This window comes from Paenibacillus sp. SSG-1, from assembly GCF_002224835.1.
In the GTDB taxonomy this organism is placed as follows: domain Bacteria; phylum Bacillota; class Bacilli; order Paenibacillales; family Paenibacillaceae; genus Paenibacillus_AQ; species Paenibacillus_AQ favisporus.
This window is the reverse complement of sequence record NZ_MBRK01000001.1, coordinates 7,339,545-7,366,304: the sequence shown is the minus strand read 5'-3', so window position 1 is coordinate 7,366,304 and position 26,760 is coordinate 7,339,545. Positions and strand designations below refer to the sequence as shown.

Here is a 26,760-nt window from a genome sequence, read left to right as displayed (position 1 = left end):
TTGTGTGATTGGTAAATGTTTCGGCTGGATGATCATTCATTGAAGCACAAAAGGAGGAGGATGGCAGTGAGCGTCTATGATTTTCAAGTGAACACGCTGCGCGGCAAAGAGGTATCGTTAAAGGAATATGAGGGTGACGTGCTGCTGATCGTGAACACGGCCAGCAAATGCGGATTTACGCCGCAGTTTCGCGGGCTGCAGGAGCTGTACGACGAGTTCCGTGACCATCATTTTCAAATTCTCGGCTTTCCGAGCAACCAGTTTGCCAATCAGGAGCCGGGTACCAGCGAGGAGATCGGCGAATTCTGCCAGATGAATTACGGGGTCACGTTCCCGATGTTTGAGAAGATCGACGTCAAGGGCAGCAACGCCCACCCACTGTTCCAATACCTGACCAGGGAAGCGCCGGGCGTGCTCGGATCGAAAGCGGTCAAGTGGAACTTTACCAAGTTCCTGGTCGATTCCAAAGGAAGGGTCATCAAGCGTTACGCGCCCAAAACGACACCGGACAAAATCGAAAACGACATCCGCAAGCTGCTTGCATCCGGAAAAAGCGAATAGGCAAATCAGCCCTACAAAATAACGCTACTTGCTGCGATCCGAATTCACTAGCTTTGCGGGACCCCGAAATATACGAAAATGCAATAAGCAAAAAAAAGAAGCTCCCCTGGATTTCTCCAAGGAAGCTTCTTTCTGTGTTCATAGATGCGGTAGAGAGGACTCGAACCTCCACGGGCGTACGCCCACTACCCCCTCAAGATAGCGTGTCTGCCATTCCACCACTACCGCATAATATCCAAAGTTCATTTAGCGAACTTTTTTATTATACACAAAATCATCCGAATTGTAAAGGGAAATACATTAAAACACCATCCATGTAATATTATATAACACATAAAACAACAAAAACAGTGATTAAGTCGCCCTAACATTGACAAATCACAATATTTATGTAATATTAACTTACAAATAATAGTGATCGATGATTTTACTTCGTAATTCATGTAATATTTATTACCACAATAATATGGAGGTGACCGCGTTGAACGACAAAAGCACCAAACTGCTCGATTACGTGCAAACGCTGGATAACGACTTGTCGGTCGGAGGCTTCAGCCATGTGTTTGACCTCCAAACCCGAATTGCAGAAGGGCGCATCCAGAGCCAGGAAGAGCTGGAAGGGTTCATCCTTCATCCGATGATGAGTCGCTTGGTCCGCCAAGACGGCGCGGCCATTCAGGCGATTTACGCAGCTGCCGACCAACGGGATATCCGTCAGATCGCCCGAATTGACCGGTACATCCTCGGAGGAATCGCTGCACATGAAAATGATGAAGCGGTGCGCCAACGGGGCAGAAGACTTTTGAAACTGGCCCAGGCCCTGTACCCCTGGCTCAATCTGAAGGTTCTTGACGAACTCGCGCAGAAGGAGCTGTCTCCCGTCTGCCTGGCCACGGCGCATGCCTATGTCAACTATCAGCTCGGATCCAGCCGCGACCACACCGTTTATGGCTATATGCAATCTGCGGTCTGCACATGCATCCAGCTCGCCGCCCGCTCGCTGAGCATCCCGCCTCACGACGCCAAAGCGTTGGCCGGCAAATGGACGGCTGAAATGGAGCGCGCATGGACAGCGGAGAAAGACTCCCTGCCCACAGACCTTTTCAATATCCAGGAGAACGACTCCCATATCGCCTCGTGATCTCTTTAACAACACCACAAAGGCACTCCGCTCTGCCCTGCTGCAGCGAAGTGCCTTTTCTGTTCCCATGTATGTAATTGATCTTCATCTTACTGATCGCGGGACTGGTTCTTCCGGTATTCCACAAACTTGATGTACTCCTTGATAAACTCCTTCTCGTGATCGGATAGCGGCATTTCGTTTAACTGCCTTCCGTTTTCCCACAAATAAGGATCCTGCTGCTCTTTCACCATATACGGCCCCGGTTCCTTGCCCAGAATCAGCCAGTCAAGGCTGACGCCGAAAAAGCTCGAAATTTCGATCAATTTATTGGTGCTCGGGGTGGACTTCCCCCTTTTCCAATCTCCGAAATTCCCCGTGCTGATATTAAGCTGCTCGCAAAACGACTTTTTGGTCATCCCCTTCTGCTTAATCAATGCCTCAATACGTCCGTAAATGGATTGCATAAAAAACCGCCTTCCAGTCATGTCGCAAAAAAACGACGCATTTAAGTAATTTCATGCTTGCAATATGACGCAAAAACGTGTATAGTATTCTTTATATTAGGAATTTCCATACCTATGGCTCTTATTGTATCATTAGTCCCTTTTCTAATCCAACCGCCCTGCAATCATTCACTTCATATCTGACATTACCTTTCCAACGCGATTCGGGCCCGCTTATGACCAATACCAAGACAGGGAGCGACCGCTTTTGCACACACTCGACATTTCTTATCATGAATTGATCCATGCCATGAGGCAATGTATTGCCGTCGTGGATGCCGGAGGAGTTATCATTTCAGTGAACCACGCCTGGATTCAAAGCGCGTATGACGAAGGCGTCCCCCAATCCTTTAACTGGGTTGGTATTAATTTTATGCAAATCGCCGACGCCCTTTCGGGAGAAGACGAACAAGACATGGACAGACTCCAGGCGGTTTTGCAGGGTATTTCTACATACTACAGGAACGAATTCCGGTCGAGCTGCATCCAGCCCTCCCGCTGGTTTCAAATCGAGGCTTTCCCGCTCCGGAACGGCGCCAGGGAGGAACCTCGGGGAATGATCGTCTGCCTGTCGGATATCAGCCGAAGCAAGCAGCTCGAGAACGACTTGATGACCGCCTTGTCCCAGATCCGCACTCTACGCGGATTGCTGCCCATCTGCGCCGTCTGCAAACGAATCCGCGATGACGATGACTTGTGGAATTCCATCGAGAGTTTTTTGCAAAAGCATGCCCACACCGAATTCACGCACGATATTTGCCCGGACTGCATACGGCGGCTGTATCCCAAGTACTCGTCCATATTGGACACGCCTACTCACCAGTAGCTGCCCCACCACCAGTCTCTACCCCAACCAAACACTTCTTCAAAATCATCGTCAACGCACTGCAGCTTTTTTTCGTTGACGTTCTTTGTTCATATCCATATAATTGTTATGACAATTATATTTTGAAGGAGTGTTTTCCCTGACCCGCTTCTCATCTTCGTCCCAAACGATCGGTTTCCGATACGGAAATATGTCCCGCAGAATGTCTTCTATTTTTGCAGGCCTGCTTAAACCTTACGGCATCACACCCGAGCAATGGTCCGTACTGTACCAGGTTCACCTCCAGGAAGGCATTAACCAGAAGGAACTCGCGCTTCGCTCCGGCAAAGACCAGCCCTCCATCACCCGCATTCTCGATGTGCTGGACAAGAAAGAACTGATTCAGCGCAAGCCGGATCCGGCCGACCGCCGGGCTTATTTAATCTACGCCACGCCAGCCGTGCAGGAGCTGATGAAAGAAACGATCCCGATGGAGCTGAAGCTTAATGACGAGCTGATCGCCGGCATTACGGACGAGCAATTGGAGTCACTGAACCGCATCATGGATCAAATCAATAAAAATATAGATCGAATTTTAATGGAGTAGGAGTCACCTATGAACGACACCCGAGAGAAACTGTGGACACGTGAGTTTATTATGCTTACGCTGTGCAACCTGCTGTTATTTTTAAATTTGCAAATGATCGTATCCCCTCTGTCCGGCTATGTAAAAGAACATTTTCACGCCAGCGCCTTCATGGTCAGCATGTTTACGACCCTGTTCTCGCTGGCTGCGATCGCGGCGCGCCTGTATTCTGCCAAGGCTTTGGAGAGAGGCATCCGCAATCAAATCTTATATATCGGCCTTGCCTTAGCGCTGCTCGCCACCTTCGGTTACCTGTGGAGCGGCACGATGGCGCTGCTGCTGCTGATGCGGATCGTGTTCGGGGTGGGTTTCGGCATGGGCAGCACGACGCTGCCTACGATGGCATCCGGTATTATACCGGTCCGCAGGCTGGGCGAGGGCATGGGCTATTTCGGACTGTCGACAAGCATCGCCCTTTCGCTTGGACCTGTCATCGGGACGGCGCTTCTGGAGAACAAAGGGTTCGACACGCTGGTATACGCTACACTAATCGTTATTGCCCTGATCTTCCCACTGGTCATTCCACTGACCAAAAAGGTAAAGCCGGCCGCCCCGGCCATTCCAAAAGAATTTACGGCGGTGCCCCAGAAGCAGGGCTTTCCGAAAGCGCTCCTTCTGCCCAGCCTGATGAACCTGCTGATGTCCATTACCTATGGCGGACTGCTCAGTTTTATTAATTTGTTCGGAAAAGAGGCCAGCCTCGCGAACGCATCGCTGTTCTTTCTGTTCAATGCGGCCGCCGTCGTGCTGATTCGGCCCATCTCGGGCAAAATTTACGACCGCAAGGGGCATATCGCCCTGCTCATTCCGTCGGCGGTGCTGCTCATTGGAGGGCTATGGCTGTTATCTTATGCCCATACCACCGGATTTTTAGCCCTTGCCGCCCTCTGCTACGGCCTCGGATTCGGCACGGTTCAACCGACCCTTCAATCCTGGATGCTGCAGCAGGTTCCTCCACAAAAGCAGGGACTCGCCAACAGTATGTATTTCAACTCACTGGACCTTGGCATCGCCGTTGGAGCCATGATTTTGGGCCAGATCGCCCAATACTCGACTTACGGGGCAATGTACCGTTATGCATCCTTGTTCCTCGTCCTGTTCATCATGGTATACGCGTTCTATCTTGCGAAACGGGCCAAGAACAACAACATGCCAAACCGCGATACCGGAACGTCCACAACCGTCTAAAGCCCCTTGGGCTTGATCGATTCAGCACCTTTCTGTACCTGGCAGAAGGGTGCTTTTTATTTCTTTTACAATCACAGCCATATGCCCCCGGCCCCACACATCACCTACTCCCTGTAGTTACCCTGGTTCCACTAGTGGCTCTCCCAATGCATCAATGAACATTACTACATAAATAAATGTCATATTTTATAACTTAAAATGTTAAATATACTTTCAAATCTATCAATCAAGGAGTAAAATAGTCATATTATCTACCATAAGCCATATTTCTATTCCAATTCCGGGGGAGAGATTACGATGAACATGCCGGCCGCATCCACTGCCTTCGAGACGTTTATGCCCGTTCAGCCGGGCTTTGCCAAGCATTTTACCGATTACACAGAGCATTGCGACTTATTACCAGACACTCCGCTGCCTGTTCTGTTCTACCAATTCTCGGTCCCACGTGGCCACTCAGGACGCTGCCCCGTGCTGCCCGGGGGACATGTCGATATGTTGTTCCCGGTCGGAGGCTTTCCTACCGATTCCTTGCTTCTCGGCAGCGTCCTTTGCCGCCGGGAGGTGCCGTTTCGTCCAGGCACGTTATACTTCGGTGTCCGGCTGCTTCCCGTCCCCCTCGCTCCTGCTTTTAAAATTCCGCTAAAAGAATTGGCGGACCGATCCACGCCGCTGGATCGCGCTTTATCTATTCCAGCCGCCGCCATACAGCAAATCCAGGCGGAGGACGCCTCATTCCATCGCAGAATATCCAGTTTCCACAGCGGCCTCCGTAAGCTGCTTCATTCCGGGCCATGCACTGCCGCTTCTGTACCGCCATACTTTTATCAGGCCATCCGGCTTATTTTTCAGTCCTGCGGCAATATCAGCATAACCGAGCTCTCTACAGCTATGGACTGTTCAACACGGAGTTTTCGATCCCTGTTCGAGGCGTATATAGGCCTCTCTCCCAAGCTGTTCTGCCAGATCATCCGGTATCAATCGGCCGTGGGCAGACTGCTGCATCCGTCGCGGGCGGCTTTTAACGACATTATTTCAGAGTACGGCTATTACGACCAGGCCCACTTTATCCACGAGTTCAAAAAATTCAGCAGCGAATGCCCAACCCACTGGATGGTGCAGCTCCTGCGGAAATCGTAATCCAGTTATTGTTGCGTAAACTTTCCTGACACAAATTCCGTTTTATACAATTCATGTTAACTCTTCTTCAATATAATAGACTCCAATGACGGAGTGAAGGCATTCGTTTATCCCCAGTTTCTGCGGGTTCGTCCTCCATCCTGCGAAGTTTCTCCCGCGGAAATTTCAAACGATGCCTTCCTTCCGCCACAAAGTCAGAATACATAACGCTGTATTGGAGGAGAACGACTTGAAGAGTTTTAAGAGCAATCTATTCACGGTTTTAATCGTTTCAGCTTTATCGCTGACCCCGACGCTGGCCTTTGCCTCACCAGCCGCTTCCACGGCAGCTCTAAGCGGTGAGACGGCCGATGCACTGTCCCAGAGCTGGATGCCCAAATCTCTGACCTCCCTTACCGCCAGCAGCAAACCGATTACTGCCGCAGAGTTTGCCGAAGCGATGAAACTCGCTGCAGAAGAAGCCGGGAGGACGGTAAGCCCATCCGGTTCCAATATTAGCGGTGCATTGACACGCGAAAAGGCCGCCGTACTGCTGGATTCCGTCATCCATGTCCCTTACGCCGCTTCCGCAGGCTACCAAGACATTGCCGGAGGCAGCCCTTACAGCAAAGCCATCGCCAATGTCTATACCGCCGGCCTCATGCAGGGCAGCTCCTCCCAAACTTTCGGATACGGCAAGCCGCTGACGCACCGGGAAGCCGCCACGATCATCTACCGCCTGTATCAATATTTGCAGCCGTTCAAGCTGACGGAAGCGACCATTGGGGAGATGCAAAAGGCGATGGAAACCGGCCGGCTGACCTCAGAGGAACTTGTCCAGCAGTATTTGGACCGGATCGCGAAGTACGATGATCAGGGCCCGAAGCTGAACAGCATCATCACCTTGAACGATAAAGCGCTGGAAACGGCGAAGCAGCTGGACGCCGAACGCGCAGCCAAAGGGGAACGCAGCCCGCTGCACGGGATTCCGGTGATCGTCAAAGACAACTACAACACTTCCGACATGCCGACCTCTTCCGGGAATATCGGCTTAAAGGATGTCATCCCTCCGGAGGATGCCACACAAGTCAAGGAGCTGCGCGATGCTGGGGCAATCATTATCGGCAAAGCTAACCTGCATGAGTTCGCTTTTGGCTATACAACCGTCAGCTCATTGGGCGGGCAGACGCTGAACCCTTATGACCCGACCCGCGTGCCCGGCGGATCCAGCGGCGGAACCGCAGCCGCGGTAGCCGCCAATCTGGCAGCCGTAGGCATGGGTACCGACACCGGCGGATCGATCCGGATTCCTTCCTCGTTCAACAGCCTGGTCGGCATTCGTCCGACGGTCGGCTTGTCGAGCCGCTACGGCATCGCTCCGCTTGCCCTGACGCAGGATACCGGCGGCCCAATCGCCCGTACCGTGGAAGACGCCGCATTCATATTGAACGCGACGGCCGGCTATGACCCGAAAGACATCGCAACCGCGAAGAGCGTCGGTTTCGTGCCGAAGGATTATACGGATTATCTCGATAAGGACGGCCTCAAAGGAGCAAGAATCGGCATTGTCCGCGAAGTATTCGGAGACGACGCCCAGGTCAACGCAGTCGTGTCCCAGGCTATCGAAGAGATGAAAGCGGCCGGGGCGACGTTGGTGGAAAACGTCAAAATTCCGAACTTCGATCTCATCAACAAATATGGAAGCCTAAGCGCCTGGGAATTCAAGTTCCAATTCAACGACTACCTGAAGTCCCTCGGCGATGCTACGCCTTACAAGTCTTTGGACGAGCTGATCGCTTCGGGCAAATACGACCCGTCGATTGAAAAAGCCCTGATCGACCGCAACAACCGTGAATCGCTGGATGCCCAGGAGTACAAGGACATCGTCCTGTTCCGCACCAAATACGTACAGGAAGCGGTCCTCAAAATGATGGCGGACAACCATCTGGATGCCCTTATCTTCCCGACCTCCTCCAAAACAGCCGTGAAAATCGGCCAGGAGCAGGTGGCGGGCGACGCCTTCAAACTAAGCTCCTTCACCGGCTGGCCGACGGTCACCGTACCGGCTGGCTTCACCAGCGACCATCTGCCGGTCGGCATCGACTTCTTCGGCAGAGCCTTCAGCGAGCCGGAGCTGATCAAGCTGGCGTACAGCTTTGAGCAGCACACTCATCACCGCGTGGCACCGCAGACGACGCCTTAAGGACACCCAAGAAAATCATCTATCCGACGTACCTTCTAAAAATCATTTTCAAAAAGCGCACCCCCGGCTGCCTGTCCGGGCGGACACCCTAATCAGGTCCGACCCTTTCAGCGTGCCGCAAGGTGCGCTTTTTCCTTTTTCCATATCAGCTTCCTACCACGGCCACTCCCGGCCCAGCCAGTCCCTCATGACCAACCGGTCCTCCTCCTGAATCCCTGGTCCTTCATAGCGGTCCCGCAGAAAATAGGCCACCGCCATGCGCGCCGCATCATCGGCATCCAGGTCACCTTCGGTATTCAGCTCACCCGACATATAGGATCTGACCCAGCCCGGATGGTACAGACGAAAGGTAAAGCCTTCGGGACGGAGTTCTTCAAACAGGCATTGAACTCCCCGGTTCAGCGCGGTTTTGGACATACAGTACCCGTACCAGTTATCGCGAAAGCTGCGGTTGATACTCCCCGCTTCCGAGGACACGAAGCACATGCGCTTTCCGGACCCCGCTCTCAGCAGCGGCACAAACGCCTGCGCCATCCGCATGGGTCCAACCGCGTTAACGTTGTAAATTCGCAGCAACTCCTCCTCGACCTGCTCTTCATGAATCGTTCTGGGGTAACGTGTGGCGATCCCCGCATTATTGATCAGCACATCCACCCGATCAGTCTTGCTCCCAACCGCCCGGCTGGCCGCCTGAACGCTCTCATCGCTGGCTACGTCCAGCGGAATGACATACAGCCGCTCCGGCTCTTTCTGTCTAAGCTCCGTCAGTTCCGGCCAATCCGCCAGGTAACTCCCGGCAAAAACGTCCCAGCCCAGCTCCAGCAGCCTTTTTGTTATGCCAAGTCCCAACCCCCGGTCCGCGCCTGTAACAACGGCAACTCTGCTCCTGCTCATCCGTAAGCACCTCCTACTGTCCCCGCCAATCCAGCATAACTACCCGCTCTTCATCTTCCCTGGCCCCGGTAAAATAAGCAGCAGCCGCTTCAGCCGAAGCCCCCGTTTCATGCTCCGATCCAGGCTCAAACAGCCGGAACGTGAACCCCTTGCCGCTCAGATCCCCATGCAGCATGGTGTACGCCATATGCAGCGCAGCTTTGGACATCGCATATCCTGTCCCTGCCCCCGAAAGGCCAAGCCCCAAACTGCCTTGGACATCGGACAGCAGCGCGATTCTTCGCAGCCCGTTATCCATAAGAGGCAGGCACGCCTCGATGACACGAATCGGACCTAGCGTATTCGCCTGGTAATCTTCCAATACGAGATCCGCCGACATATTGGCGATTCCGGCCGCCTCCCTCCCCAGGCTGGATGCCGTTCCGCAAACGAGCAGATCCACCCGGCTGGTATGCTCTTGAATCCGCCAGACTGCCTGCTGCACCGATTCTCTGGACCTTGTATCCATCGTAAAGATATGTATTTTATCCGTATCCAAGGCGTCCTGAAATTCCTCTTCGGGAACGGGACTGCACCCCATGACGCGCCAACCCTTTTTAGCGAATTCCTGAACTAGTGCGCATTCCCACGGACGGTGAACTTCCGTAATCAAAACAACCTGGTCCATGATTCATTCTCCTTTCGGCGCTGATGCGGTCCACGTCAATGCTTGCCGCAGCAGCTGCTGGTAGCCCGGATGCAGCCAAACCGCCAAATTGTGGCCGGGTGTCAGCACGCAAACCCTTCCCTCGCCTTCCGTTCGGGTCCATCCGCCCGGCTGCTCCCCATATTCCGACCGGGTCACCATAAATATATTCACTTCACTCTGGTCAGTCATATCCATGAAATAGTGCTCGTCTTGCAACGTGAAGGCTTGGACTCCCCGGGTAATCTCCGTGTCTTGTACCGGTTCGACCGTGACCGGACACTGCTCCGGATGGTGATGAAAGACTCCTCCGACCAGCCCGCGCACGTCCTCTATGTCCCGGTAACCTATCGTACCGGAGTGCAGGACGAGAAGACCGCCACCCGCGCTGACGTAACGCTGCAGCAGACCACCGGTTTGGGCTGTGAGCCACGGTTGCTCTTTTACCGCGGAGACCCGATTGGATTTCGCCAAGATCAGCAAGTCATATTCCGTAAGCAACCTTTCCAGCGAGTCCTGCCATTCGGCGTCGGTTTCCAAAATGTAGTGAAAATTGAACCCGCCTGCCCGAAGCGGCTCCAAGCCACCCTTCACTACATCGGCCGGATGCCATTGATCGTCGCATAATACGAGTATGTTCACGATGTTCCCCTCCTTTGACAGCGTTTGCAAAGTATATTACTCCCAGTATTCCAGAAACCCGCTTGCCACGCAACCCGGTTCCAGGTCCGATCATGCAGAATGCGGATATAACAAAAAAATCCTTGCTCATTCGCAAGGATTGTCATTAATCAAATTATGGTGCGGTAGAGAGGACTCGAACCTCCACGGGCGTACGCCCACTACCCCCTCAAGATAGCGTGTCTGCCATTCCACCACTACCGCACGTTTAAAGGGAACTGCTATTTTAAAAAACTGGTGAGCCATGAAGGACTCGAACCTTCGACACCCTGATTAAAAGTCAGGTGCTCTACCAACTGAGCTAATGGCTCTCGATGATCCACAACCTGCGCGCCCATAAGCATAGATGGTACAGATATTGGAATTCTTATTCTGCTGCAAGCAATGAAAGTGGTGACCCGTATGGGATACTCTCACTTCGTTCGAGACTGCGAAGCTGATCCTAACGATGCAGCGCTTCGACGAACCCGCCTTGGGTTTTCATCCCCTGTTGCAAGCAATGAAAGTGGTGACCCGTATGGGATTCGAACCCATGTTACCTCCGTGAAAGGGAGGTGTCTTAACCCCTTGACCAACGGGCCATATCGTAACATCACTTTCTTGACGACAAGACTGAGTATAGCATAGAACAAAAAAGCTTGGCAAGCCCTTTTTGTAATATTTTTAAAAAAGTGTCGCTGCCACTTCTCTCCTATTCCCGGGCATAAAATCATCCCTTATTTGGCATCCTATACACGTCAATGACATCAACACACGACAAGGAGACAAAAATCAATGGCTAAACCAGACGACCGTTCTGATAACGCGGAAAAGATCAAAACCGCCATTATCAACACGCAGGACAACATTAACGAAACCAACGATTATTTGGCCGAACACGCCGAGGAAATTTCTGGTCAGGAAGTTCACAACCTTCAGCACAAAAACGCCAAGCGCGAAAGAGCAATTGAAGGCATGCGGGAAGAGTACGAAGACGAAAAATAAAGCTTTAAGGATTCGCCCAAACAGCCCCCTGTCCAATGATGAATGGGGGTTGTTTTGTTGCTCCGACGCCCCCTCCCCCGAGGGTTCTCATCCCTTTACACCAAAAAGCCCCCAGCCGCAAAAGCGGTGGGAGCTTTCTTACGAAGTATTCCAAAACGGAGATAGAGGGATACTCTCACTTCGTTCGAGACTGCGATGCCGATCCTCCCGAAGCTTATGCTCCGACGCCCCCTCCCCCGAGGGTTCTCATCCCTTTTACACCAAAAAGCCCCCAGCCGCAAAAGCGGTGGGAGCTTTCTTACGAAGTATTTCAAACCGGAGAGAGAGGGATACTCTCACTTCGTTCGAGACTGCGGTGCCGATCCTCCCGAAGCTTTTGCTCCGACGAACCCTCCCCCGAGGGTCCTCATCCCTTTACACCAAAAAGCCCCCAGCCGCAAAGGCGGTGGGAGCTTTCTTACGAAGTATTTCAAAACGGAGAGAGAGGGATTCGAACCCTCGCACCGCTTACGCAGTCTAACCCCTTAGCAGAGGGTCCCCTTATAGCCACTTGGGTATCTCTCCAAGAAACTGGCTCCCCGAACAGGACTCGAACCTGTGACAACTCGATTAACAGTCGAGTGCTCTACCAACTGAGCTATCAGGGAACGTTGTTATATGGTAACACCAAATAATTTATCATGATTTTGTAGCGGAGTCAAGCTTGTTCAAACGAAGATTTCCAGCGCATTTCCCGCACCGGTAACGGCGGGGATCGACCTTGCGTTTGCGCAGGTACACCATCCCGCACTGGCGGCACACCAGCTGGTACCGGTAAGGCTGAACCTTACGCTCACGCGCCGAAGGCAGCGACTGGCAGTATCGGCTTCCCCCGACCTGCTGCAGCAGCATTTTAAAATCCGGATCCCGGTGTTTGTAGCCCCTTCCCGTCAGGTGCAAATGGTAATGGCACAGCTCATGCTTGATGATCTTTTCCACTTCCTCCCGCCCGTTCGCTTCGAGCTGATGGGGATTGATTTCGATATGATGGCTTTTCATAAAATAGCGCCCGCCCGTTGTGGATAATCTCCGGTTGAACGTGGCCCGATGCCTGAAAGGCAGGCCGAAGCTTTCCTCCGAAATCCGCTCCACCCAAGCTTGCAGCTCTTCATTGCTCATGACGTCCATGAGGTCCTCCTCTGACTGAATTTGACGGTCTTCGGGGCGGTTGTCCCGAAAGAAACATTCTCTTGAATTATAACTTCCCCATACGCTACACTGACAAGTAGAATGTTATGGAGGGAGATTTTTGCGCCTTATGCCGAAGATGAGATATGTAATTTTACAGAAAAATGCCGACCTCTTTTTTGTGGAAATGCCCGCCGATTACGCTTACCAGCTCAGCGCGCTGAACCTGCGCCTCAATAAGGAAATAGACAAATTGACCGCCTCCGTCGTCCCGGAGCTGCCGCTCGCCGTGGCGGAATGCGATCAGTTGGATCTGCTGCAGGAACATCTGCAAATTCAGGATGGACTTGCCTACATCAACGCATTGGAGCAGTCCTTTGCTTCGATTGATGAACAGAGCTATCCCCTCATCGCCCTGCTGACCGAAATCCGTGCCCTTCAAGCCCAACTGGAACAGTGGTATGAGGAGGAAGCGGAGGGCTAGGCCGCCGCAGCGTTATTACGGAAATAGCCATGAACTGAACCGGGATCACAGCGAAGAGAATCGTGAAGGAATGCATAATGGGATGCGTTTATAAAATACAATCCCGTCCCCTTGCAGAACCCGGGAAATTCAAATGAGACCTGCACGCTTTGGGCGTTCTCCCCATATGCTGACCGTAGAGACGGAATGCAAGAGGAGGAGATCACCCTTGCCGCAATGGCTCTGTAATCAGCTGAGGAAGGCGTTTCACAAAAAAGACAGACGCCAGATCAAACTGCTCAACGAATGCTGGTTCTTCTACCGAAACGCCCCGGAAGAAAACTCGGACGCCCGATAAATATTTAGAAATGAGCCCGCTCCATGCAAACAGGCCGGTACCGTGTACCCGCCTGTTTTTTGCGTTTGGTTTAGACGATTTCAATAGTCAGTGTGCTCCTTGTTACCTACTCAAAGCTTCTCGAAGCCGGCCAGCTCCCTTTCAGCTTGCGAAGCAAAATGATCTGACCCGTATGATAGGCGTCATGCATCATCAGGCTGTGAATCAAGCCGGAAAGCGGCCTGTCCCGAAACGGCGCGTTCAGCTCGCTGTCACTCAAACCGGACAGGAAGCTACGGATCTCGAGATGGATCCTTTTGAGCCGATCAACCGTCTTCTGCCAGGCCTCATCTCCATCTTCGACGTTCCTGAACGTCTCATCGTTGCTGGACGCCTTGCCGTCCGGTTCCTCGCCGCGCATCCGCTGCAGGTAATATTCCTTGTAATAAAGCAGGTGGTTTACGTTCTCCCAGATCGTGTTGATGGCTTCCCCTTCCGGCTTCCATACCGCTTCCTCAGCGGTTACACCGTCCAATGCAGGTACAAGCGGCGGATACCAGCCTTCATGATCAAAACATTCATCCCATCTTAGCAGCTGCTCTTGAGTTTGGCCCATCTACAAATCCTCCCTGTCCGGTTTTTTGTAACGAACTAAAATCAATTTATTAGTTACATCCATAAATTAACACAGTCTATTTCTGCCGGTCAAGTAACTAGCAAAATAATTATTTAGTTGTTACAATGGACCTGAAAGGAAGGATAACGTATGCTTTGGGATGATTTTTTGAACAGTGACTGGCATGATTGGCGGGGCAGCGGCAAGTCCGAGGACCGGTTGGACCGGCCCGGATGGCTGCGGGCATGGCTGCAGGAGCAGCAGCTGCCGTTACTCGATGAACCGAACCCCCACGAGCTGCAGCAGCTGAAAGAGCTCCGCTCCTTGATTCATGGCATGGTCACCTCCATCGTCCAGGGTGTTTCCCTTGAAGCCGAGGCGATCGGCAGGCTAAATGCGGTCATGTCCGCCGGCCCCGTCATTCGGGAGCTGTTCTACCGCGAAGACAGCTTGTCTACTGGGAACAAACCGGTCCGCTGGGACTGGCAGCAGGTCATGTCGGAGATCGCCGCGTCTTTCGCCGAGACGATCGCCAATGGCGAAACGGCAAGAATCCGGATCTGTGACAATCCGGACTGCCTCTGGGTGTATTATGACGATACCCGCAACCGTTCCAAACGCTACTGCGATGACAAAATGTGCGGGAATTTGATGAAGGTTCGACGATTCCGGGCACGTAAGAAAGCGACCCAGCACGACCACGGCCACGACCACGACCACGACCATAACCAAACCTAAACCCGAACACACCAAAATCCCGAAGACTGGAAACATTTTTTTCCATTCTTCGGGTGGGCTATGGGAAGGAGTCCGGCAGCGATCATGAACCAGCTAAAGAACGCCATGTTGGCCGGAACTCCATATATACCTATCTTATAAAATCCTTTAAATCCTGATCTGGTTATAATCCGATCTTGTTTACTTACAGTCTTGAGATAAGATTATTCTCCCTGATGCGGGTTGCGCATCGTCAGGCCGACACGGCCTTTTTTCAAATCGACGTTCAGCACCCATACTGTCACGTTATCGCCGACGGACACCACGTCCATCGGATGCTTGACATAGCCGCTGCTGAGCTGCGAAATGTGGACGAGACCGTCGCTTTTGATCCCGATGTCCACAAAAGCCCCGAAGTCGATGACGTTGCGTACGGTGCCCTGCAGCTCCATGCCTGGGGTCAAATCCTCGATCTTCAGCACGTCCGTCCGGAAAATAGGCAGCGGCAGCTCCTCCCGCGGGTCGCGCCCCGGGCGCTGAAGGCTCTCCAGAATGTCGCGCAGCGTAGGCACGCCAACTTCCAGCACCTCCGCCAGCTTCTCCACGTCCTGACGCCCCAGCAGCTCGGACAGCTCAGGCGTTCCCAGCTTCTCCATGCCGACACCAAGCTCGCGGAACAGACGGTCCACCACCTTGTACGATTCCGGATGGATTGGCGTGCGGTCGAGGGGGTTATCGCCCTCGGAGATGCGCATAAATCCGATGCACTGCTCGTAGGTTTTGGCTCCCAGCCGCGGCACATTCTGCAGTTCTTTACGGCTCAAAAACTTACCGTTGGAATCGCGGTATTTCACGATGTTTTTGGCGGTCGTCGCGTTGACGCCGGACACATAGGACAGCAGCGACGGCGAAGCGGTATTCACGTCGACACCGACATGGTTGACGGCCGATTCGACGACGGTCTTCAGACTCTCGTCCAAATGCTTCTGGGAGACGTCATGCTGGTATTGGCCGACACCGATCGCCTTCGGCTCGATCTTTACAAGCTCAGCCAGTGGGTCCTGCACGCGGCGGGCGATGGACACGGCGCTGCGCTCCGCAACGTCAAGATCCGGGAATTCCTCCTGGGCCAGTTTGGACGCCGAATACACGCTCGCTCCGGCCTCGTTGACGATCAGGTAAGCAAGGTCCGGAACGCCAATGTCGCTGATTACTTCTGCCACGAACTGTTCCGTCTCGCGCGAAGCCGTACCGTTGCCGATCACGATCAGCTGGATGCTGTATTTCTTAATCAGCTCGTTGAACTTTGCGGCGGCTTCTTTCTTTTTGTTGTTCGGCGGCGTTGGGTACGTCACTGCCACCTCGAGCAGCTTGCCGGTATCGTCCACGACGGCGAGCTTGCAGCCTGTCCGGTAGGCCGGATCCACCCCGAGAACACAGCGGCCCTTGACCGGCGGCTGCAGCAGCAGGCTGCGCAGGTTGCCGGAGAAGATCGAAATCGCCTGATTCTCCCCCTTCTCGGTCAGCTCAGCGCGGATTTCGCGTTCGATGGAAGGGGCGATCAGCCGTTTGTAAGCATCTTCAATAACGGCCGTGAGGATCGGCTGCACCGCCGAGCTGCCCTTGATGACCTGACGCGCCATAAAATTGTGGATCGACTCAGGCTGCACGTCGAGGCCGACTTTAAGAATATTTTCGCGTTCTCCGCGGTTAATGGCCAAAATGCGGTGAGGCGGCATCTTTTTCGCCAGCTCCCGGTAGTTGTAATAGTTCTCGTACACGGACTCCTGCTCGGGATCCTTCGCTTCCGAGGTCAGCATTCCATGGTCCATCGTATAACGCCGCACCCAGGCCCGGATGGTCGCATCGTCGGCCAGGTTCTCCGCCAGTATGTCCATCGCGCCGGAAATCGCATCGTCCGCCGTTTCCACACCCTTTTCCGCATCGACGTATTTGGCGGCTTCCTTGTGCACATCCCCCTGCTTTGGCTGAGCCATGATCCACTCGGAGAGCGGCTCAAGTCCCTTCTCTTTGGCGACGCTGGCACGGGTTTTGCGCTTCTGCCGGTACGGACGGTACAAATCTTCCACTTCCTGGAGCTTGGCCGCCTTCTCGATTGCCGTCTTGAGCTCCCCGGTCAATTTCCCCTGCTCGTCGATAATCCGGATGACCTCGCGCTTGCGCTCTTCCAAATTCCGCAGATAAGTCACGCGCTCTTCGATTCCGCGCAGCTGGTTCTCATCCAATTCCCCGGTCATTTCCTTACGGTAACGGGCGATAAACGGAATCGTGTTGCCCTCATCCAGCAGTCCCACCGTCGTCCGAATCTGCTTCAGGGACAGCTGCAGCTCCTTGGCAATCTGCTGCACGATCCGCTCCTTTTCCTGTGCCTTCAGTACTTCACCATTCTGTTCGATAACCATTTCCTTTTCCGTCAAAAGAAATCCCTCTTTCCCATTCGTACTTGCGTTTCCATGTATTCAAACGTTCTCTCATCATCGTCGTCATTAAAACATTCATTCGTCATCATGTGATTGGTCACAGACTTGTCCGAGTCGAAAAATCGGGTTGGTCTGGTTTATAAACGCCTGCTGCCGCAAACCGTCGTACCGAAAATTTCATATCAGCAGGGCGGCTTCCTGCGGCGTTATAGGTATCAGTGTCAGCTTGCCTGGCGGCCAGTCCGATTAACGGGCGGACAGCCTCTATGGAAAACTGTGAGATCAAACCAAAACTTTAGGCAAATCTACAAAGTTTTCATATCTTATTATCACAAACTTTTAACCATTTTTCCAGCGGTCATGTTTGGCAGGAGAAAGCTTCCATACCACGGTAGATTTCCCCTGAAAAAGCAAAAAGAACCTTACCCCATAAACAGGGCAAGGTTCATCATACTGCTGCGGCTTCCATCTGTATAGACCTTTACGCAGGCCGGAGGCCGGTTAATTCTGGAAGGGGCCGGGGCTTATACGCGCCGGAAGCGGAAAAACTCGCTGTGGTAATCCCCGCGCTCAGCGCCTACCGCGATGCCCGCATACATCAGGGCGTCGCCAGTGTACACCTCGCTTGTGCCCACCAGCGCATAATCTGCGGCCGGATCGAGCCCCTTCAGCTTGAGGCGGTTCAGCGGCGCGTTGGATTCGGCCAGCACCCGGAAATAGAAGACCGCGGCCTCGCTGCCGTCTTCCGCCACGAACATCCAGGCGGTCTCATTGCCTTCAAACGGGCTGAGGAGCCGGTACATCTCGCCGGTCTGGACGAGCCCGCGGATTTCCTTATACAGCGCTACCTGCCGCTTGACGACTTCCTTCTCTTCTTCGGTGAACTTCGTCAAGTCGAGCTCGTAGCCAAAGTTGCCTGACATGGCGACGTAGCCGCGCATGTCGAGCGGCGTAGACCGTCCCACCTGGTGGTTCGGAACGGCGGAAATATGCGAGCCCATGGCGCTTACCGGGTAAACGATGCTCGTGCCGTACTGGATGCGCAGGCGGGACACCGCATCGGTGTTATCGCTCGTCCACGTCTGCGGCATGTAATAGAGCAGGCCGGGATCGAAGCGACCGCCTCCGCCGGAGCAGCTCTCGAACAGGATGTGCGGGAACGCCGACGTGATCCGTTCCATCACTTCGTAGAGGCCGAGCATGTAGCGGTGCGCCGTCTCCCGCTGACGCTCCGGCGGCAGCAGCGCCGAACCGATTTCCGTCATGTTGCGGTTCATGTCCCACTTCACGTACGTAATCGACGCGCTGCTCAGCACCTCCGTCAGCATCCGTACAATCTCCTCGCGCACATCCTGCCGCGAGAAGTCGAGGATCAGCTGCTGGCGGCCTTCCGTACGGCGCCGGTCCGGTACATGCAGGCACCAGTCCGGGTGCTTGCGGTACAGGTCGCTGTCCGGTGAAATCATCTCCGGCTCGAACCAGAGGCCAAACTGCATTCCCATGCCCGTCACGCGGTTCACCAGGTCTTCCAGTCCTCCCGGCAGCTTGTTCTTATCTACCACCCAGTCGCCAAGCGAGGAATTGTCGCTGTCGCGATGGCCGAACCAACCGTCGTCCAGGACGAACAGCTCGATCCCAAGCTCTTTGCCGGCCTTGGCGATGTCGACGATTTTATCCGCATTGAACTGGAAGTAAGTCGCCTCCCAGTTGTTGACGAGGATCGGGCGCTCCTTGTCCCGGAACTGGCCGCGGGCCAGGCGCTCGCGGTACAGCCGGTGATAGGTCCGCGACATGCCTCCCAGGCCTTCGGAGGAATAGACCATGACGGCCTCCGGCGTCTGGAATGCGGCTCCCGGCTCCAGCAGCCAGGTGAAATCGAACGGATTGATTCCGATCGACAGACGGGTCGTCCGGAACTGGTCCACCTCGGCTTGGGCGATAAAGCTTCCGCTGTATACCAAGCTGAAGCCGTAGACCTCGCCGTGGTCTTCATCCGCCCCCGGAGACAGCAGCGCCGCAAACGGGTTCTGCTGGTGGCTGCTGGCCCCGCGGCGGCTCTCCACCGCCTGCATGCCATAGGCGACCGGACGGCGAACAACGTCGCGTTCCCGGGTCCAGGCGCCGGACAGCTGCAGCCACTCGTAGTCGGCGCGCGGGAAGTCCACGCTTGCGCTGAGGGCTCTCAGCAGTTCCACCGGTTCGGTGCTGTCGTTCACGATTTTTAACGAGCGGGTCAGCGCGTCATAAGCTTCCATCACCGTGTACTGCAGCTCCACATGCAGCCCCGACACGGGATCCTGCATATTCACAAACAGCGTTTCGGCTTCGGACTCGCTCTCCACATATGTCGAAGGAAGTCCCTCCATCCGAGGCTTCCCCTGCTCTACCCGATGCGACACGTACTTGAATTCGGTGACGGTTGAGCCGTCAGGCAGCCGGAACTGTACCAGCGGGTGACGGAAATCGCTCGTTCCGTACACCGGAAGCTCCTGCGGCAGCGTGTCCAGGGAGATCGTACGATCCTCCGGCACCGGATTCGGGCTGAAGGAAGCCCGCTCGGTCGTCACGAGCAGCCAGCTCAGGTCAGCGTCGCGCAGCCTTTTCCCGTAATAGAGATGGGCGGCATAGCCGGACGGAAGAATCTGAAATACGTAGCTTGAACTGCGGGTCTGAAGATGAAATAATTGCTGCTTGGTATCGATATGAATCGCCATAATTCCCTCCCTGATATCACAAGCGGATAGACGCAGATGCAGTACTCACCTGCCCGCTCATACGTTGGATACAATTCATTATAGCGGATGCGTAACCCCTTACAATGGACTTATGTGACTTAAAAACAAGTTCAAAAACAAGAAAAAGGCGCCCCTTCCGGGTACGCCTTATCCTTCACAACCATATCATCAACCTTATGGTTCAACGCTTAAAAATCGATCAGGCTGAGACTGATTTGCAGCGAATCATCCACCTTTTTCATCGTTTCTTCATCCAGGTGGGTAATTTTGTCCGTCAGCCTCTGCTTATCAATGGTTCGGATTTGCTCCAGCAAAATGACCGAATCCCTGTCAAAACCATGCGAAACCGCATCGATTTCCACATGGGTCGGCAGCTTTGCCTTTTGAATCTGGGCGGTAATGGCCGCCACGATGACCGTAGGACTAAAACGGTTGCCGATATCGTTCTGAATAATCAGAACGGGCCTGACTCCACCTTGCTCAGAACCGACTACGGGTGAAAGATCCGCAAAAAAAACGTCGCCGCGTTTTACGATCAATGTCTACACCCCGCTCACTAAGCGGCCTAGAGTGCTGTCTGCATCTTCTTCCGCGTGAAAGGCCTCCGATGCCATCGTCAAATTGATCTTGGCCATTTCCATATAGCCGCGCTGCATTGACTCCCGTATATAACGTTTCTTCCGCTCCGTTAAATACAGTTTCATGGCTTGCCTGATGAGTTCACTGCGGTTCGAATTCTCCATCGCAACGATGCCATCCACTTCCTGCAAAAGATGATCCGGCAAGCTGATCATAATTCGTTTGGTATTCTGCATATTAGCCACCTTCTGTTCCACCCCCACAATACCTTCTCACCCTTGTGCCCAGTATAACTTGAATCAAGGAAATTTATACAAAGGAATATATATGCCGAAGATATACCAGGTATGCTGCATACATTATAAACTAGACTCGGCATTTACGTACAGTCATTCCGTCATTACCTTTATTCGGGATGCTTGTGCCGTATTCCTTCATTTCCAGCAAAAAGGCTGAAATTCCGCCTTTCTTCGCATTAGGTGAGCAGTGGGTTGACCCGGTTGTACAGCGCCCCGTGCTTCGTGTAAACACGAGGTACCCGGTGGGAAATCATACAGATGACCTCATAGTGGATGGTACCCAGCTGAGAAGCCAGCTCATCTGCCGTAATACACTGGCCAGACTGCTGACCGATGAGCACAACCTCCTCGCCCGCATGAATTTCTTCTGCCTCTTCGACAAAAGATTGAAGTGTTACCATACACTGGTCCATACAGATCGTTCCGACAACGGGAACGCGGCGGCCGCGGATCAGGACTTCCGCTTTACCGCTCAGCATCCGCGAGTACCCGTCGGCATAGCCGATCGGCAGCGTTCCAATGACTTCATCTTGATCCGTCACATATTTGGCGCCGTAGCTGACGCCCCAATGCGGCGGAAGGGTTTTGACATATACAAGCTCTGTCTTCAGCGTCAATACCGGGGAAAGTGCGACAGTCTGATGATTCACCTCATCCGATGGATACAATCCGTACAGGCTGATGCCGACGCGGACCATATTGTAGGATAGCTGAGGGGTATCAATCGCTGTGGCGCTGTTGCCCGTATGTATAAGAGGAGGGCTGAATCCTTTCTCCCCGAGCGAGGCCACCACGCTCTCGAAACGCCGGTACTGCTCCAGTGTATAGCTTTTATCTTCTTCGTCCGCTTTGGAAAAATGGGTAAACAAGCCTTCAACCTCAGCCTGCGAAAGGGCATAGAGCGACTCGATAAACGAAATGGCGTCCGGGCCGGGAAGAAGTCCCAGTCTGCCCATTCCGCTGTCGATCTTAATGTGCACCTTCAGCGGTCTGGACTCGGCGTCCGCCGGGAGCTGCCGGATCGCTTCCCGTACCTCCGGGCTGAACACCGTCACTGTTATGTTATTCTCCCACGCCGTTCTTATGCCTTCCGGAGGCGTGTAGCCAAGCACCAGGATGGGCAGCGTCAAGCCGGCATGCCGCAGTTCGATCGCTTCATCCAGGAAAGCGACGCTTAAATAGTCCACCCCGATGCTCGCAAGCTCCCGCGCCACCTGCACGGCACCATGACCGTACGCATCCGCCTTGACGCAGGCCAGAAATTTCATGCCTTCGGGCAGAGCCCGGCGAAATGCCGTAACGTTCGCTTGAAGATGGTCCAGATTGATTTCCGCTCTAGTTGCTCTATATTGTTGCTGCATTCATTCGTCACCTTCTCTAAGAATTAACACACTCATTACATACAGTCATTGAAAGGAGAGTTGTCATTTTCGTTCGATCAGTCTATGGACATAGATAGATCGGATCGAAAATCAGTTGTTATTTACCTTTCGTTTATCCTATGTAATCGTAATGTTCAGGAAGGTGACTGTCAATGAACCACGCCCCGGCTGAATCCGGCTGGTTTACCGTACCACAGCGGTTTTCGAAGATGGATAGGCGAAAGCCCCTTCGTTGCGCCGGTGGAATCATGCCCCGCCGGCCCGAAGGGTCCGCCTGTCTGCGTATTATTTACCCGATTGTTCCTGTAAAGACGCTGCAATCTGTATCATTTCGTCCACCGGCAGGTTTGCGCTTGTAATCCGGAATTCCACGCCGTCCCCATTCATCCAGGTCAGCGTCTGCTGCTCATCGCCAGCCAGGAGGCCCGCCGTAAATCCAAGGTCCACCACTTCACCCGACATCAGGGACACGGCACGGTCCTGCGGACGGGATTCCATGATCGTGAACTGGTATGTACCGTCATACCGAAGCAGCAGCGCATGGTTGTCACTGTTGTCCAACTTGTTGCTGTCCTTGAGCGTAACGCCTTCAGGCAGGTAATCCGGAATAATCATGCCAAAGTCGCCAAGTTCCTTGGTGACTTCCTGCGCCGCTTCCCCGTTATCGCCCTGCGGCTGGTCCTGGGATGCGACCGGATTGCCGTTCTCGTCGACTTCGGCCACCGTTCCGACAGACGGATCGCTTTGCACGGTCATGTTGCGCTTCATGTCAAAAGAGTCCTTGTCGAATTTCGCATCGAACTGGAACTGATCGAACTTGACCTCAACGACGACATGGGCGTCAGAGTCGGAGACTTGTACTTGTTTTGGCGCGTAATTGTCCTTGCTGAGCCAAATTTTCTGGCGGACGAGAGACTGGCTGTGATAGTTGGCCGCAACATCGAAGACATAGCTGTCCTTGTCTGCGGCAAACTGCCGGGTGTTATCGCTTAAGATGCCCCGGACGAGCGTTTGGTATAAATAGACTTGCCCCTGGTTGTCCGGCCAGTCGCTTTTAAACCGGAAGCTTTTGTTCAGGCTTGGCGTCAGCACGAATACCCCGTCGTCGTTGCGGAGAACGATTTGCGTAACGTCCTTCTGGGCGTTCGTCAGGCTGATGCGGTAGTAGTTTGGATTCTGGTACCACACCTCCACCTGGTATTCCTGCGGCTTTTCCCCGGTATACAGCGTCATTTTTCCCGTTCCTTTGTAAGAGCCATCCTTGCTTTGCAGTGTATCGACCACGTTGTTCAAGTCTTTGACAACGGAAGCGGCATCCTTTTTGCCACCACAGCCTGCCAACACAACCGTAACGCACAAGATCATGGCGAGCATCCATGAAATCCGGCGCATGACATCATCCCCCTTAGCACTTGGTTTGAACTGATTGATACATGTCTATGAGGGACTTGGTCACATTATGCAGACTAGCATGACAAGCCTGATACCGAATCCGTGTTGCTGAATTTAATGTTAATAGTTCGTTGTTATACGACGTTATATAAAGGTGACTCGCGGCGGTACCGCTCCATGAACGCTTGCCTTGTCATGAGCAGCATCTGCGGAACCAGCTTGGGAGCGCTGTGCTTCACGCGTTTTTGCCCGGCGGGATGAAGCATTCGCAGCAGAAACCTTAAATAGATCGTCGTCAGCAGCCGGAACCACCCGGCCTTCAGCTGGTGCTGTTCGAAGCCCAGCCCGTGGGTCAGCCCCCGGTGAAGCAGCGTAATTCCGGTCAGCGCTTTGACCTCGGCCAGTTCGGGAACCTGGTCCATCGCTTCACGGATCTGTCTGAGCGATTGCTTCAGGAGCCTGGCGGTTTTCAGCGCCGCCCTGTCCGGCCCAAGGCTCCGCGACAGCTCCAGCACCTGCCCGTTATCCAAATGAAGCTCCCCGATCCAGTCGCCGGCATGAAGCCACTGCCCGCTGTCACTGCGGATGCTTTGCCCGTGAAAAGGCCGAACCACCAGCTTGCAAATTCCGTAACTCAGCACCCGCTTGCTCCGCAGCCGCGTGATCCGGTCGATCAAGCCCTCCCATTTCATCCATGCCGTCTGGACTCCCGTCTTCAAAGCCGTCGTTTTGATCAATATCATCACATCTCTTCTCTATTAAGTTCGTTCTATTCAGTTTGACGGTTCAAATGAGGGAATCCATGCAAATCATCCAAAAAAAGATATTTGCATGATTGGCACTGACCACGAAACGTTCCTCGTGGAACAAGACGTTTCCGCGGTGCCGCCTGGCAACATGCCCGGATTCCGTTATCGGGGGAAGGCCGCTTATGTTCCAGTCATTCGGCAAAAAGAAACAGCAGGCCGGAGGCTGGGCCGGGATACCGCCCCTGCGGTACCGCTTCCGACCCATCCCTCCTGACCTGCCTGTCTTAAAAAATGCTGCTGCTCTATTGATCCGCCAAAATGCGGTCGATCGATACCAGCTGCACGCATACGCACAAAATATCGATGGCCTGCGCAAGCTCTTCGAGCGATGGATAGGTTGGCGCAATACGGATATTGCGGTCCCGCGGATCGCGCCCGTACGGATAAGTGGCTCCGGCAGGCGTTAGTGTCACCCCGGCCTCGGCTGCACGCTGCACGACTTCCCGTGCGCAGCCGTCCATCGTATCCAGGCTGATAAAATAACCGCCGCTGGGCTTACTCCATGAAGCGATATCTTTAGAGCCGAGCCCGGATTCCAGCTTGCTCAGTACCAAGTCGAATTTCGGCTTGATGATCGCGGCATGCTTTTCCATGTGGCGGCCCAGGTGCTCCATATCCTTCAGAAAGCGGATGTGCCGCAGCTGGTTCACTTTATCCGGGCCGATCGTCTGCACGGACAGCTGTTTTTTCAAATGGCTGAGGTTGTCCCTGCTCGCCGCCAAGGCCGCTACGCCGGAACCCGGAAAAGTCACCTTGGAAGTGGATGCAAAGATGAATACACGGTCAGGATGGCCGGCGTTCGAGCAGGCTTCCAGCATATTTTTCAGCTCGTCATGCCTTGAAGTCAGATGATGAACCGTATAAGCGTCATCCCAGAAAATGCGGAAATCGCCCGCCTTCGTCTTCATCCGGGCCAGCCGTTCCACCGTTTCGTCGGAATAGGTGATACCGCCGGGGTTGCTGTACTTCGGCACACACCAAATCCCCTTGATGGAGTCATCTTCGGCGACAAGCCTCTCAACTGCGTCCATATCCGGCCCTTCCGGCGTCATATCTACGGTGATCATTTCGATATTCAGCTGCTCACAGATCGCAAAATGGCGGTCATACCCAGGGCTTGGACACAGGAATTGGACGGACGGGAGCCTGCTCCACGGCTGCTCACTGCCAAGCACCCCGAACAGCATCGCCCGTGCCAGCGCATCATACATCAAGTTTAGGCTGGAGTTGCCTTGAACAATCACTTCGGAAGACTGAACCCCAAGCATCTCGGCAAAAAAACGCTTCGCCTCCGGGAGCCCGTCAAGGCCGCCGTAATTGCGGCAGTCCGTCCCATCCTCCGCCCGAAGTTCTTCCCCGGACGGCAGAATGTCCAGCATTTCGTTCGAAAGCTGCAGCTGCTCCGGGCACGGCTTGCCCCGGGACATATCCAGCTTCAAATTAAGACTCCGGTATGCCTCGTATTCAGCTTGCAGCCGGGCTTGCTCCTGCCTTAACTCATCTTCCTGCCATCCGGCATAACCCGTAACCATCTTCATCTCTCCTCGCTCAGCTCTTCGTCTAACTTTTACTAAATTACACCATATGACCGAAAGCAGGCAGATGTCAACTACAAAAATCACCACACCTGGCGTCATGAAAATCCAAAAAAACCGGACTGCTGTAACGCAGCCCGGTTCCGGTGCTTTTTATGTTTAGCTGTGTGGGGTTGGAGGCTCCTTCGGGACCAGCTTGAAGATCTCTCCGCTCTCAAACGTATCGATGAGCCGGTCCAGCCAGCCGTAATAGGCAACCGCCTCATGCAGCTTGGCGATATCCTTGCGCAGCAGCTCGGTGAACTCGGGATCATGCTCGTACGCCGCCAGCAGCCTGCCCATCTCGTCGATGGACTTGCTCAGAATCTGGATATTGCTCTCTACCGATTTTCTCCACTTGATATCGAAAAAGTCGGTAAATGTCTGATACCAGTCGTATTCCACTTCATATAAGTCCTTGCGGGAGCCCTTCTCCCATACTTTATTGACCATCTTCAAGTCCAGCAGGGTCCGGACGCCCGTGCTCATGCTGGTCTTGCTCATTTTCATTTCCCGTCCCATTTCATCCAGGGTCATCGGCTTGTCTGCAAAAAAAAGCAGCCCGTATAAATGTCCGGTGGACTGGGAGATTCCATATAAGTCCATGTTTCTTCCGATCGTTTCAATGACGCGCTTGCGTACCTTGTGGATTGCTGCGTCGCGTTCATCTTCGAATTGGTCCAAGCTCATGCTTGCAACCTCCTTATTTGTTCAACCATTCTCCGCAGAATCCCCGGCCCATAAGCCTGAACAAGGTCCGGAATCCGCTTGTGTTGCCCGTGTTTGTAAGTGAAAAAGTATGGAGAAGACCAAACCTTCATCGTCTATTGTATGTAAACGTATTTTAATTGTAAAGAAAC

The 26,760-nt window shown here is 53.6% G+C and carries 27 protein-coding genes and 6 tRNA genes; 12 read left to right on the top strand and 21 right to left on the bottom strand.

Annotation, left to right across the window (positions count from 1 at the left end):
* Nucleotides 1-66 precede the first annotated feature (66 nt).
* Nucleotides 67-561 carry a glutathione peroxidase gene (locus BCV73_RS33785; RefSeq protein ID WP_089549985.1) on the top strand — a complete coding sequence of 165 codons (495 nt, stop codon included), beginning with the start codon at nucleotides 67-69 and terminating at the stop codon, nucleotides 559-561.
* A gap of 145 nt (nucleotides 562-706) precedes the next feature.
* Here BCV73_RS33785 and BCV73_RS33780 read toward each other — a convergent pair.
* A tRNA-Leu gene (locus BCV73_RS33780) sits at nucleotides 707-789 on the bottom strand.
* A 253-nt stretch (nucleotides 790-1,042) separates the two neighbouring features.
* Here BCV73_RS33780 and BCV73_RS33775 point away from each other — a divergent pair.
* A complete protein-coding gene (locus tag BCV73_RS33775; protein WP_179232116.1) occupies nucleotides 1,043-1,702 on the top strand; it encodes an urease accessory UreF family protein in 660 nt (219 codons plus the stop codon).
* Between the two features lie 89 nt (nucleotides 1,703-1,791).
* Here the strand turns inward: BCV73_RS33775 and BCV73_RS33770 are convergent, their stop codons facing one another.
* Nucleotides 1,792-2,148, bottom strand: coding sequence for a helix-turn-helix domain-containing protein (locus BCV73_RS33770; RefSeq protein WP_076173486.1), 357 nt, complete (start codon nucleotides 2,146-2,148; stop codon nucleotides 1,792-1,794).
* Between the two features lie 247 nt (nucleotides 2,149-2,395).
* Here BCV73_RS33770 and BCV73_RS33765 point away from each other — a divergent pair, with 247 nt between their 5' ends.
* The 5 genes from BCV73_RS33765 (at nucleotide 2,396) to BCV73_RS33745 (ending at nucleotide 8,145) form a co-directional block, all read left to right on the top strand.
* Nucleotides 2,396-3,013, top strand: a complete 618-nt coding sequence (locus BCV73_RS33765) for a PAS domain-containing protein (RefSeq protein ID WP_089549983.1) — start codon at nucleotides 2,396-2,398, stop codon at nucleotides 3,011-3,013.
* A 202-nt stretch (nucleotides 3,014-3,215) separates the two neighbouring features.
* Nucleotides 3,216-3,599: a MarR family winged helix-turn-helix transcriptional regulator gene (locus BCV73_RS33760; protein ID WP_167372902.1), complete on the top strand. Its 384-nt coding sequence runs from the start codon at nucleotides 3,216-3,218 to the stop codon at nucleotides 3,597-3,599.
* A gap of 9 nt (nucleotides 3,600-3,608) precedes the next feature.
* The gene (locus BCV73_RS33755; protein ID WP_089549982.1) at nucleotides 3,609-4,826 is read left to right on the top strand and encodes an MFS transporter; all 1,218 of its coding nucleotides are present in this window, start codon (nucleotides 3,609-3,611) and stop codon (nucleotides 4,824-4,826) included.
* 297 nt (nucleotides 4,827-5,123) lie between these two features.
* The gene (locus BCV73_RS33750) at nucleotides 5,124-5,963 is read left to right on the top strand and encodes an AraC family transcriptional regulator (RefSeq protein ID WP_089549981.1); all 840 of its coding nucleotides are present in this window, start codon (nucleotides 5,124-5,126) and stop codon (nucleotides 5,961-5,963) included.
* A 229-nt stretch (nucleotides 5,964-6,192) separates the two neighbouring features.
* Nucleotides 6,193-8,145, top strand: a complete 1,953-nt coding sequence (locus BCV73_RS33745) for an amidase family protein (RefSeq protein ID WP_256993090.1) — start codon at nucleotides 6,193-6,195, stop codon at nucleotides 8,143-8,145.
* Between the two features lie 153 nt (nucleotides 8,146-8,298).
* On the opposite strand, the gene BCV73_RS33740 is transcribed toward BCV73_RS33745, so the two are convergent.
* The 6 genes from BCV73_RS33740 to BCV73_RS33715 all read right to left on the bottom strand — a co-directional run bounded on the left by BCV73_RS33740 (nucleotide 8,299) and on the right by BCV73_RS33715 (nucleotide 10,986).
* Complete coding sequence (locus BCV73_RS33740; RefSeq protein WP_089549980.1) at nucleotides 8,299-9,039, bottom strand: SDR family oxidoreductase; 741 nt, start codon at nucleotides 9,037-9,039, stop codon at nucleotides 8,299-8,301.
* 13 nt (nucleotides 9,040-9,052) lie between these two features.
* Entirely contained in the window at nucleotides 9,053-9,706 is a 654-nt protein-coding gene (locus BCV73_RS33735) for an SDR family NAD(P)-dependent oxidoreductase (RefSeq protein WP_089549979.1), read from the bottom strand.
* 3 nt (nucleotides 9,707-9,709) lie between these two features.
* Nucleotides 9,710-10,366, bottom strand: a complete 657-nt coding sequence (locus BCV73_RS33730; protein WP_179232115.1) for a ThuA domain-containing protein — start codon at nucleotides 10,364-10,366, stop codon at nucleotides 9,710-9,712.
* A gap of 157 nt (nucleotides 10,367-10,523) precedes the next feature.
* Nucleotides 10,524-10,609: transfer RNA gene (locus BCV73_RS33725), tRNA-Leu, on the bottom strand.
* Nucleotides 10,610-10,640: 31 nt separating this feature from the next.
* A tRNA-Lys gene (locus BCV73_RS33720) sits at nucleotides 10,641-10,716 on the bottom strand.
* Nucleotides 10,717-10,911: 195 nt separating this feature from the next.
* A tRNA-Glu gene (locus BCV73_RS33715) sits at nucleotides 10,912-10,986 on the bottom strand.
* Between the two features lie 193 nt (nucleotides 10,987-11,179).
* On the opposite strand from BCV73_RS33715, the gene tlp reads away from it, so the two are divergent.
* Nucleotides 11,180-11,389 (top strand): small acid-soluble spore protein Tlp, encoded by a 210-nt coding sequence (tlp, locus tag BCV73_RS33710; protein WP_076174820.1) that lies wholly within the window; start codon nucleotides 11,180-11,182, stop codon nucleotides 11,387-11,389.
* Nucleotides 11,390-11,864: 475 nt separating this feature from the next.
* Here tlp and BCV73_RS33705 read toward each other — a convergent pair.
* The 3 genes from BCV73_RS33705 to BCV73_RS33695 all read right to left on the bottom strand — a co-directional run bounded on the left by BCV73_RS33705 (nucleotide 11,865) and on the right by BCV73_RS33695 (nucleotide 12,547).
* Nucleotides 11,865-11,953: transfer RNA gene (locus tag BCV73_RS33705), tRNA-Ser, on the bottom strand.
* A gap of 7 nt (nucleotides 11,954-11,960) precedes the next feature.
* Nucleotides 11,961-12,036, bottom strand: a tRNA-Asn gene (locus BCV73_RS33700).
* Between the two features lie 31 nt (nucleotides 12,037-12,067).
* The gene (locus BCV73_RS33695) at nucleotides 12,068-12,547 is read right to left on the bottom strand and encodes a SprT family protein (protein ID WP_084204161.1); all 480 of its coding nucleotides are present in this window, start codon (nucleotides 12,545-12,547) and stop codon (nucleotides 12,068-12,070) included.
* A gap of 139 nt (nucleotides 12,548-12,686) precedes the next feature.
* Between BCV73_RS33695 and BCV73_RS33690 the strand changes: the two genes are divergently transcribed.
* A complete protein-coding gene (locus BCV73_RS33690) occupies nucleotides 12,687-13,040 on the top strand; it encodes a hydrolase/acyltransferase (RefSeq protein ID WP_076174826.1) in 354 nt (117 codons plus the stop codon).
* Between the two features lie 208 nt (nucleotides 13,041-13,248).
* Nucleotides 13,249-13,377, top strand: coding sequence for a cortex morphogenetic protein CmpA (gene cmpA, locus BCV73_RS33685; RefSeq protein WP_089549977.1), 129 nt, complete (start codon nucleotides 13,249-13,251; stop codon nucleotides 13,375-13,377).
* A 106-nt stretch (nucleotides 13,378-13,483) separates the two neighbouring features.
* Here cmpA and BCV73_RS33680 read toward each other — a convergent pair whose 3' ends face one another.
* Nucleotides 13,484-13,972, bottom strand: a complete 489-nt coding sequence (locus BCV73_RS33680) for a DinB family protein (protein WP_089549976.1) — start codon at nucleotides 13,970-13,972, stop codon at nucleotides 13,484-13,486.
* A 150-nt stretch (nucleotides 13,973-14,122) separates the two neighbouring features.
* Between BCV73_RS33680 and BCV73_RS33675 the strand changes: the two genes are divergently transcribed.
* Nucleotides 14,123-14,710 (top strand): CGNR zinc finger domain-containing protein, encoded by a 588-nt coding sequence (locus tag BCV73_RS33675; protein ID WP_089549975.1) that lies wholly within the window; start codon nucleotides 14,123-14,125, stop codon nucleotides 14,708-14,710.
* 203 nt (nucleotides 14,711-14,913) lie between these two features.
* Here the strand turns inward: BCV73_RS33675 and BCV73_RS33670 are convergent, their stop codons facing one another.
* The 7 genes from BCV73_RS33670 to BCV73_RS33640 all read right to left on the bottom strand — a co-directional run bounded on the left by BCV73_RS33670 (nucleotide 14,914) and on the right by BCV73_RS33640 (nucleotide 24,260).
* A complete protein-coding gene (locus BCV73_RS33670) occupies nucleotides 14,914-17,112 on the bottom strand; it encodes a Tex family protein (protein WP_089550501.1) in 2,199 nt (732 codons plus the stop codon).
* A gap of 542 nt (nucleotides 17,113-17,654) precedes the next feature.
* On the bottom strand, nucleotides 17,655-19,844 hold the full coding sequence (locus tag BCV73_RS33665) for an alpha-galactosidase (protein WP_089549974.1): 2,190 nt from the start codon (nucleotides 19,842-19,844) through the stop codon (nucleotides 17,655-17,657).
* Nucleotides 19,845-20,053: 209 nt separating this feature from the next.
* Nucleotides 20,054-20,404: a type II toxin-antitoxin system PemK/MazF family toxin gene (locus BCV73_RS33660; protein WP_076174838.1), complete on the bottom strand. Its 351-nt coding sequence runs from the start codon at nucleotides 20,402-20,404 to the stop codon at nucleotides 20,054-20,056.
* Nucleotides 20,405-20,407: 3 nt separating this feature from the next.
* Complete coding sequence (locus BCV73_RS33655; RefSeq protein ID WP_036648438.1) at nucleotides 20,408-20,689, bottom strand: CopG family ribbon-helix-helix protein; 282 nt, start codon at nucleotides 20,687-20,689, stop codon at nucleotides 20,408-20,410.
* A 230-nt stretch (nucleotides 20,690-20,919) separates the two neighbouring features.
* Nucleotides 20,920-22,104, bottom strand: a complete 1,185-nt coding sequence (gene alr, locus BCV73_RS33650) for an alanine racemase (RefSeq protein ID WP_089549973.1) — start codon at nucleotides 22,102-22,104, stop codon at nucleotides 20,920-20,922.
* A gap of 306 nt (nucleotides 22,105-22,410) precedes the next feature.
* Nucleotides 22,411-23,517: an outer membrane lipoprotein-sorting protein gene (locus tag BCV73_RS33645; RefSeq protein ID WP_076174843.1), complete on the bottom strand. Its 1,107-nt coding sequence runs from the start codon at nucleotides 23,515-23,517 to the stop codon at nucleotides 22,411-22,413.
* A 134-nt stretch (nucleotides 23,518-23,651) separates the two neighbouring features.
* Complete coding sequence (locus BCV73_RS33640; RefSeq protein ID WP_089549972.1) at nucleotides 23,652-24,260, bottom strand: YkoP family protein; 609 nt, start codon at nucleotides 24,258-24,260, stop codon at nucleotides 23,652-23,654.
* A gap of 88 nt (nucleotides 24,261-24,348) precedes the next feature.
* Between BCV73_RS33640 and BCV73_RS35535 the strand changes: the two genes are divergently transcribed.
* Entirely contained in the window at nucleotides 24,349-24,540 is a 192-nt protein-coding gene (locus BCV73_RS35535) for a hypothetical protein (protein WP_218828218.1), read from the top strand.
* A gap of 28 nt (nucleotides 24,541-24,568) precedes the next feature.
* Here BCV73_RS35535 and BCV73_RS33630 read toward each other — a convergent pair whose 3' ends face one another.
* Nucleotides 24,569-25,864 (bottom strand): aspartate aminotransferase type Ic, encoded by a 1,296-nt coding sequence (locus BCV73_RS33630; RefSeq protein WP_089549971.1) that lies wholly within the window; start codon nucleotides 25,862-25,864, stop codon nucleotides 24,569-24,571.
* Nucleotides 25,865-26,020: 156 nt separating this feature from the next.
* Nucleotides 26,021-26,590 carry a GbsR/MarR family transcriptional regulator gene (locus tag BCV73_RS33625; RefSeq protein WP_089549970.1) on the bottom strand — a complete coding sequence of 190 codons (570 nt, stop codon included), beginning with the start codon at nucleotides 26,588-26,590 and terminating at the stop codon, nucleotides 26,021-26,023.
* Nucleotides 26,591-26,760: the final 170 nt, after the last annotated feature.

What these genes read in the sequence shown, in the direction of transcription:
- BCV73_RS33625 (WP_089549970.1), bottom strand. Translation starts at nt 26,590, where the DNA reads ATGAGCTTGGACCAATTCGAAGATGAACGCGACGCAGCAATCCACAAG.
- BCV73_RS33670 (WP_089550501.1), bottom strand. Translation starts at nt 17,112, where the DNA reads ATGGTTATCGAACAGAATGGTGAAGTACTGAAGGCACAGGAAAAGGAG.
- BCV73_RS33760 (WP_167372902.1), top strand. Translation starts at nt 3,216, where the DNA reads ATGTCTTCTATTTTTGCAGGCCTGCTTAAACCTTACGGCATCACACCC.
- BCV73_RS33695 (WP_084204161.1), bottom strand. Translation starts at nt 12,547, where the DNA reads ATGAGCAATGAAGAGCTGCAAGCTTGGGTGGAGCGGATTTCGGAGGAA.
- alr (WP_089549973.1), bottom strand. Translation starts at nt 22,104, where the DNA reads ATGCAGCAACAATATAGAGCAACTAGAGCGGAAATCAATCTGGACCAT.
- BCV73_RS33735 (WP_089549979.1), bottom strand. Translation starts at nt 9,706, where the DNA reads ATGGACCAGGTTGTTTTGATTACGGAAGTTCACCGTCCGTGGGAATGC.
- BCV73_RS33675 (WP_089549975.1), top strand. Translation starts at nt 14,123, where the DNA reads ATGCTTTGGGATGATTTTTTGAACAGTGACTGGCATGATTGGCGGGGC.
- BCV73_RS33640 (WP_089549972.1), bottom strand. Translation starts at nt 24,260, where the DNA reads ATGATATTGATCAAAACGACGGCTTTGAAGACGGGAGTCCAGACGGCA.
- tlp (WP_076174820.1), top strand. Translation starts at nt 11,180, where the DNA reads ATGGCTAAACCAGACGACCGTTCTGATAACGCGGAAAAGATCAAAACC.
- BCV73_RS33690 (WP_076174826.1), top strand. Translation starts at nt 12,687, where the DNA reads ATGCCGAAGATGAGATATGTAATTTTACAGAAAAATGCCGACCTCTTT.
- BCV73_RS33740 (WP_089549980.1), bottom strand. Translation starts at nt 9,039, where the DNA reads ATGAGCAGGAGCAGAGTTGCCGTTGTTACAGGCGCGGACCGGGGGTTG.
- BCV73_RS33665 (WP_089549974.1), bottom strand. Translation starts at nt 19,844, where the DNA reads ATGGCGATTCATATCGATACCAAGCAGCAATTATTTCATCTTCAGACC.
- BCV73_RS33680 (WP_089549976.1), bottom strand. Translation starts at nt 13,972, where the DNA reads ATGGGCCAAACTCAAGAGCAGCTGCTAAGATGGGATGAATGTTTTGAT.
- BCV73_RS33645 (WP_076174843.1), bottom strand. Translation starts at nt 23,517, where the DNA reads ATGCGCCGGATTTCATGGATGCTCGCCATGATCTTGTGCGTTACGGTT.
- BCV73_RS33750 (WP_089549981.1), top strand. Translation starts at nt 5,124, where the DNA reads ATGAACATGCCGGCCGCATCCACTGCCTTCGAGACGTTTATGCCCGTT.
- BCV73_RS33755 (WP_089549982.1), top strand. Translation starts at nt 3,609, where the DNA reads ATGAACGACACCCGAGAGAAACTGTGGACACGTGAGTTTATTATGCTT.
- BCV73_RS35535 (WP_218828218.1), top strand. Translation starts at nt 24,349, where the DNA reads ATGATTGGCACTGACCACGAAACGTTCCTCGTGGAACAAGACGTTTCC.
- BCV73_RS33630 (WP_089549971.1), bottom strand. Translation starts at nt 25,864, where the DNA reads ATGAAGATGGTTACGGGTTATGCCGGATGGCAGGAAGATGAGTTAAGG.
- BCV73_RS33770 (WP_076173486.1), bottom strand. Translation starts at nt 2,148, where the DNA reads ATGCAATCCATTTACGGACGTATTGAGGCATTGATTAAGCAGAAGGGG.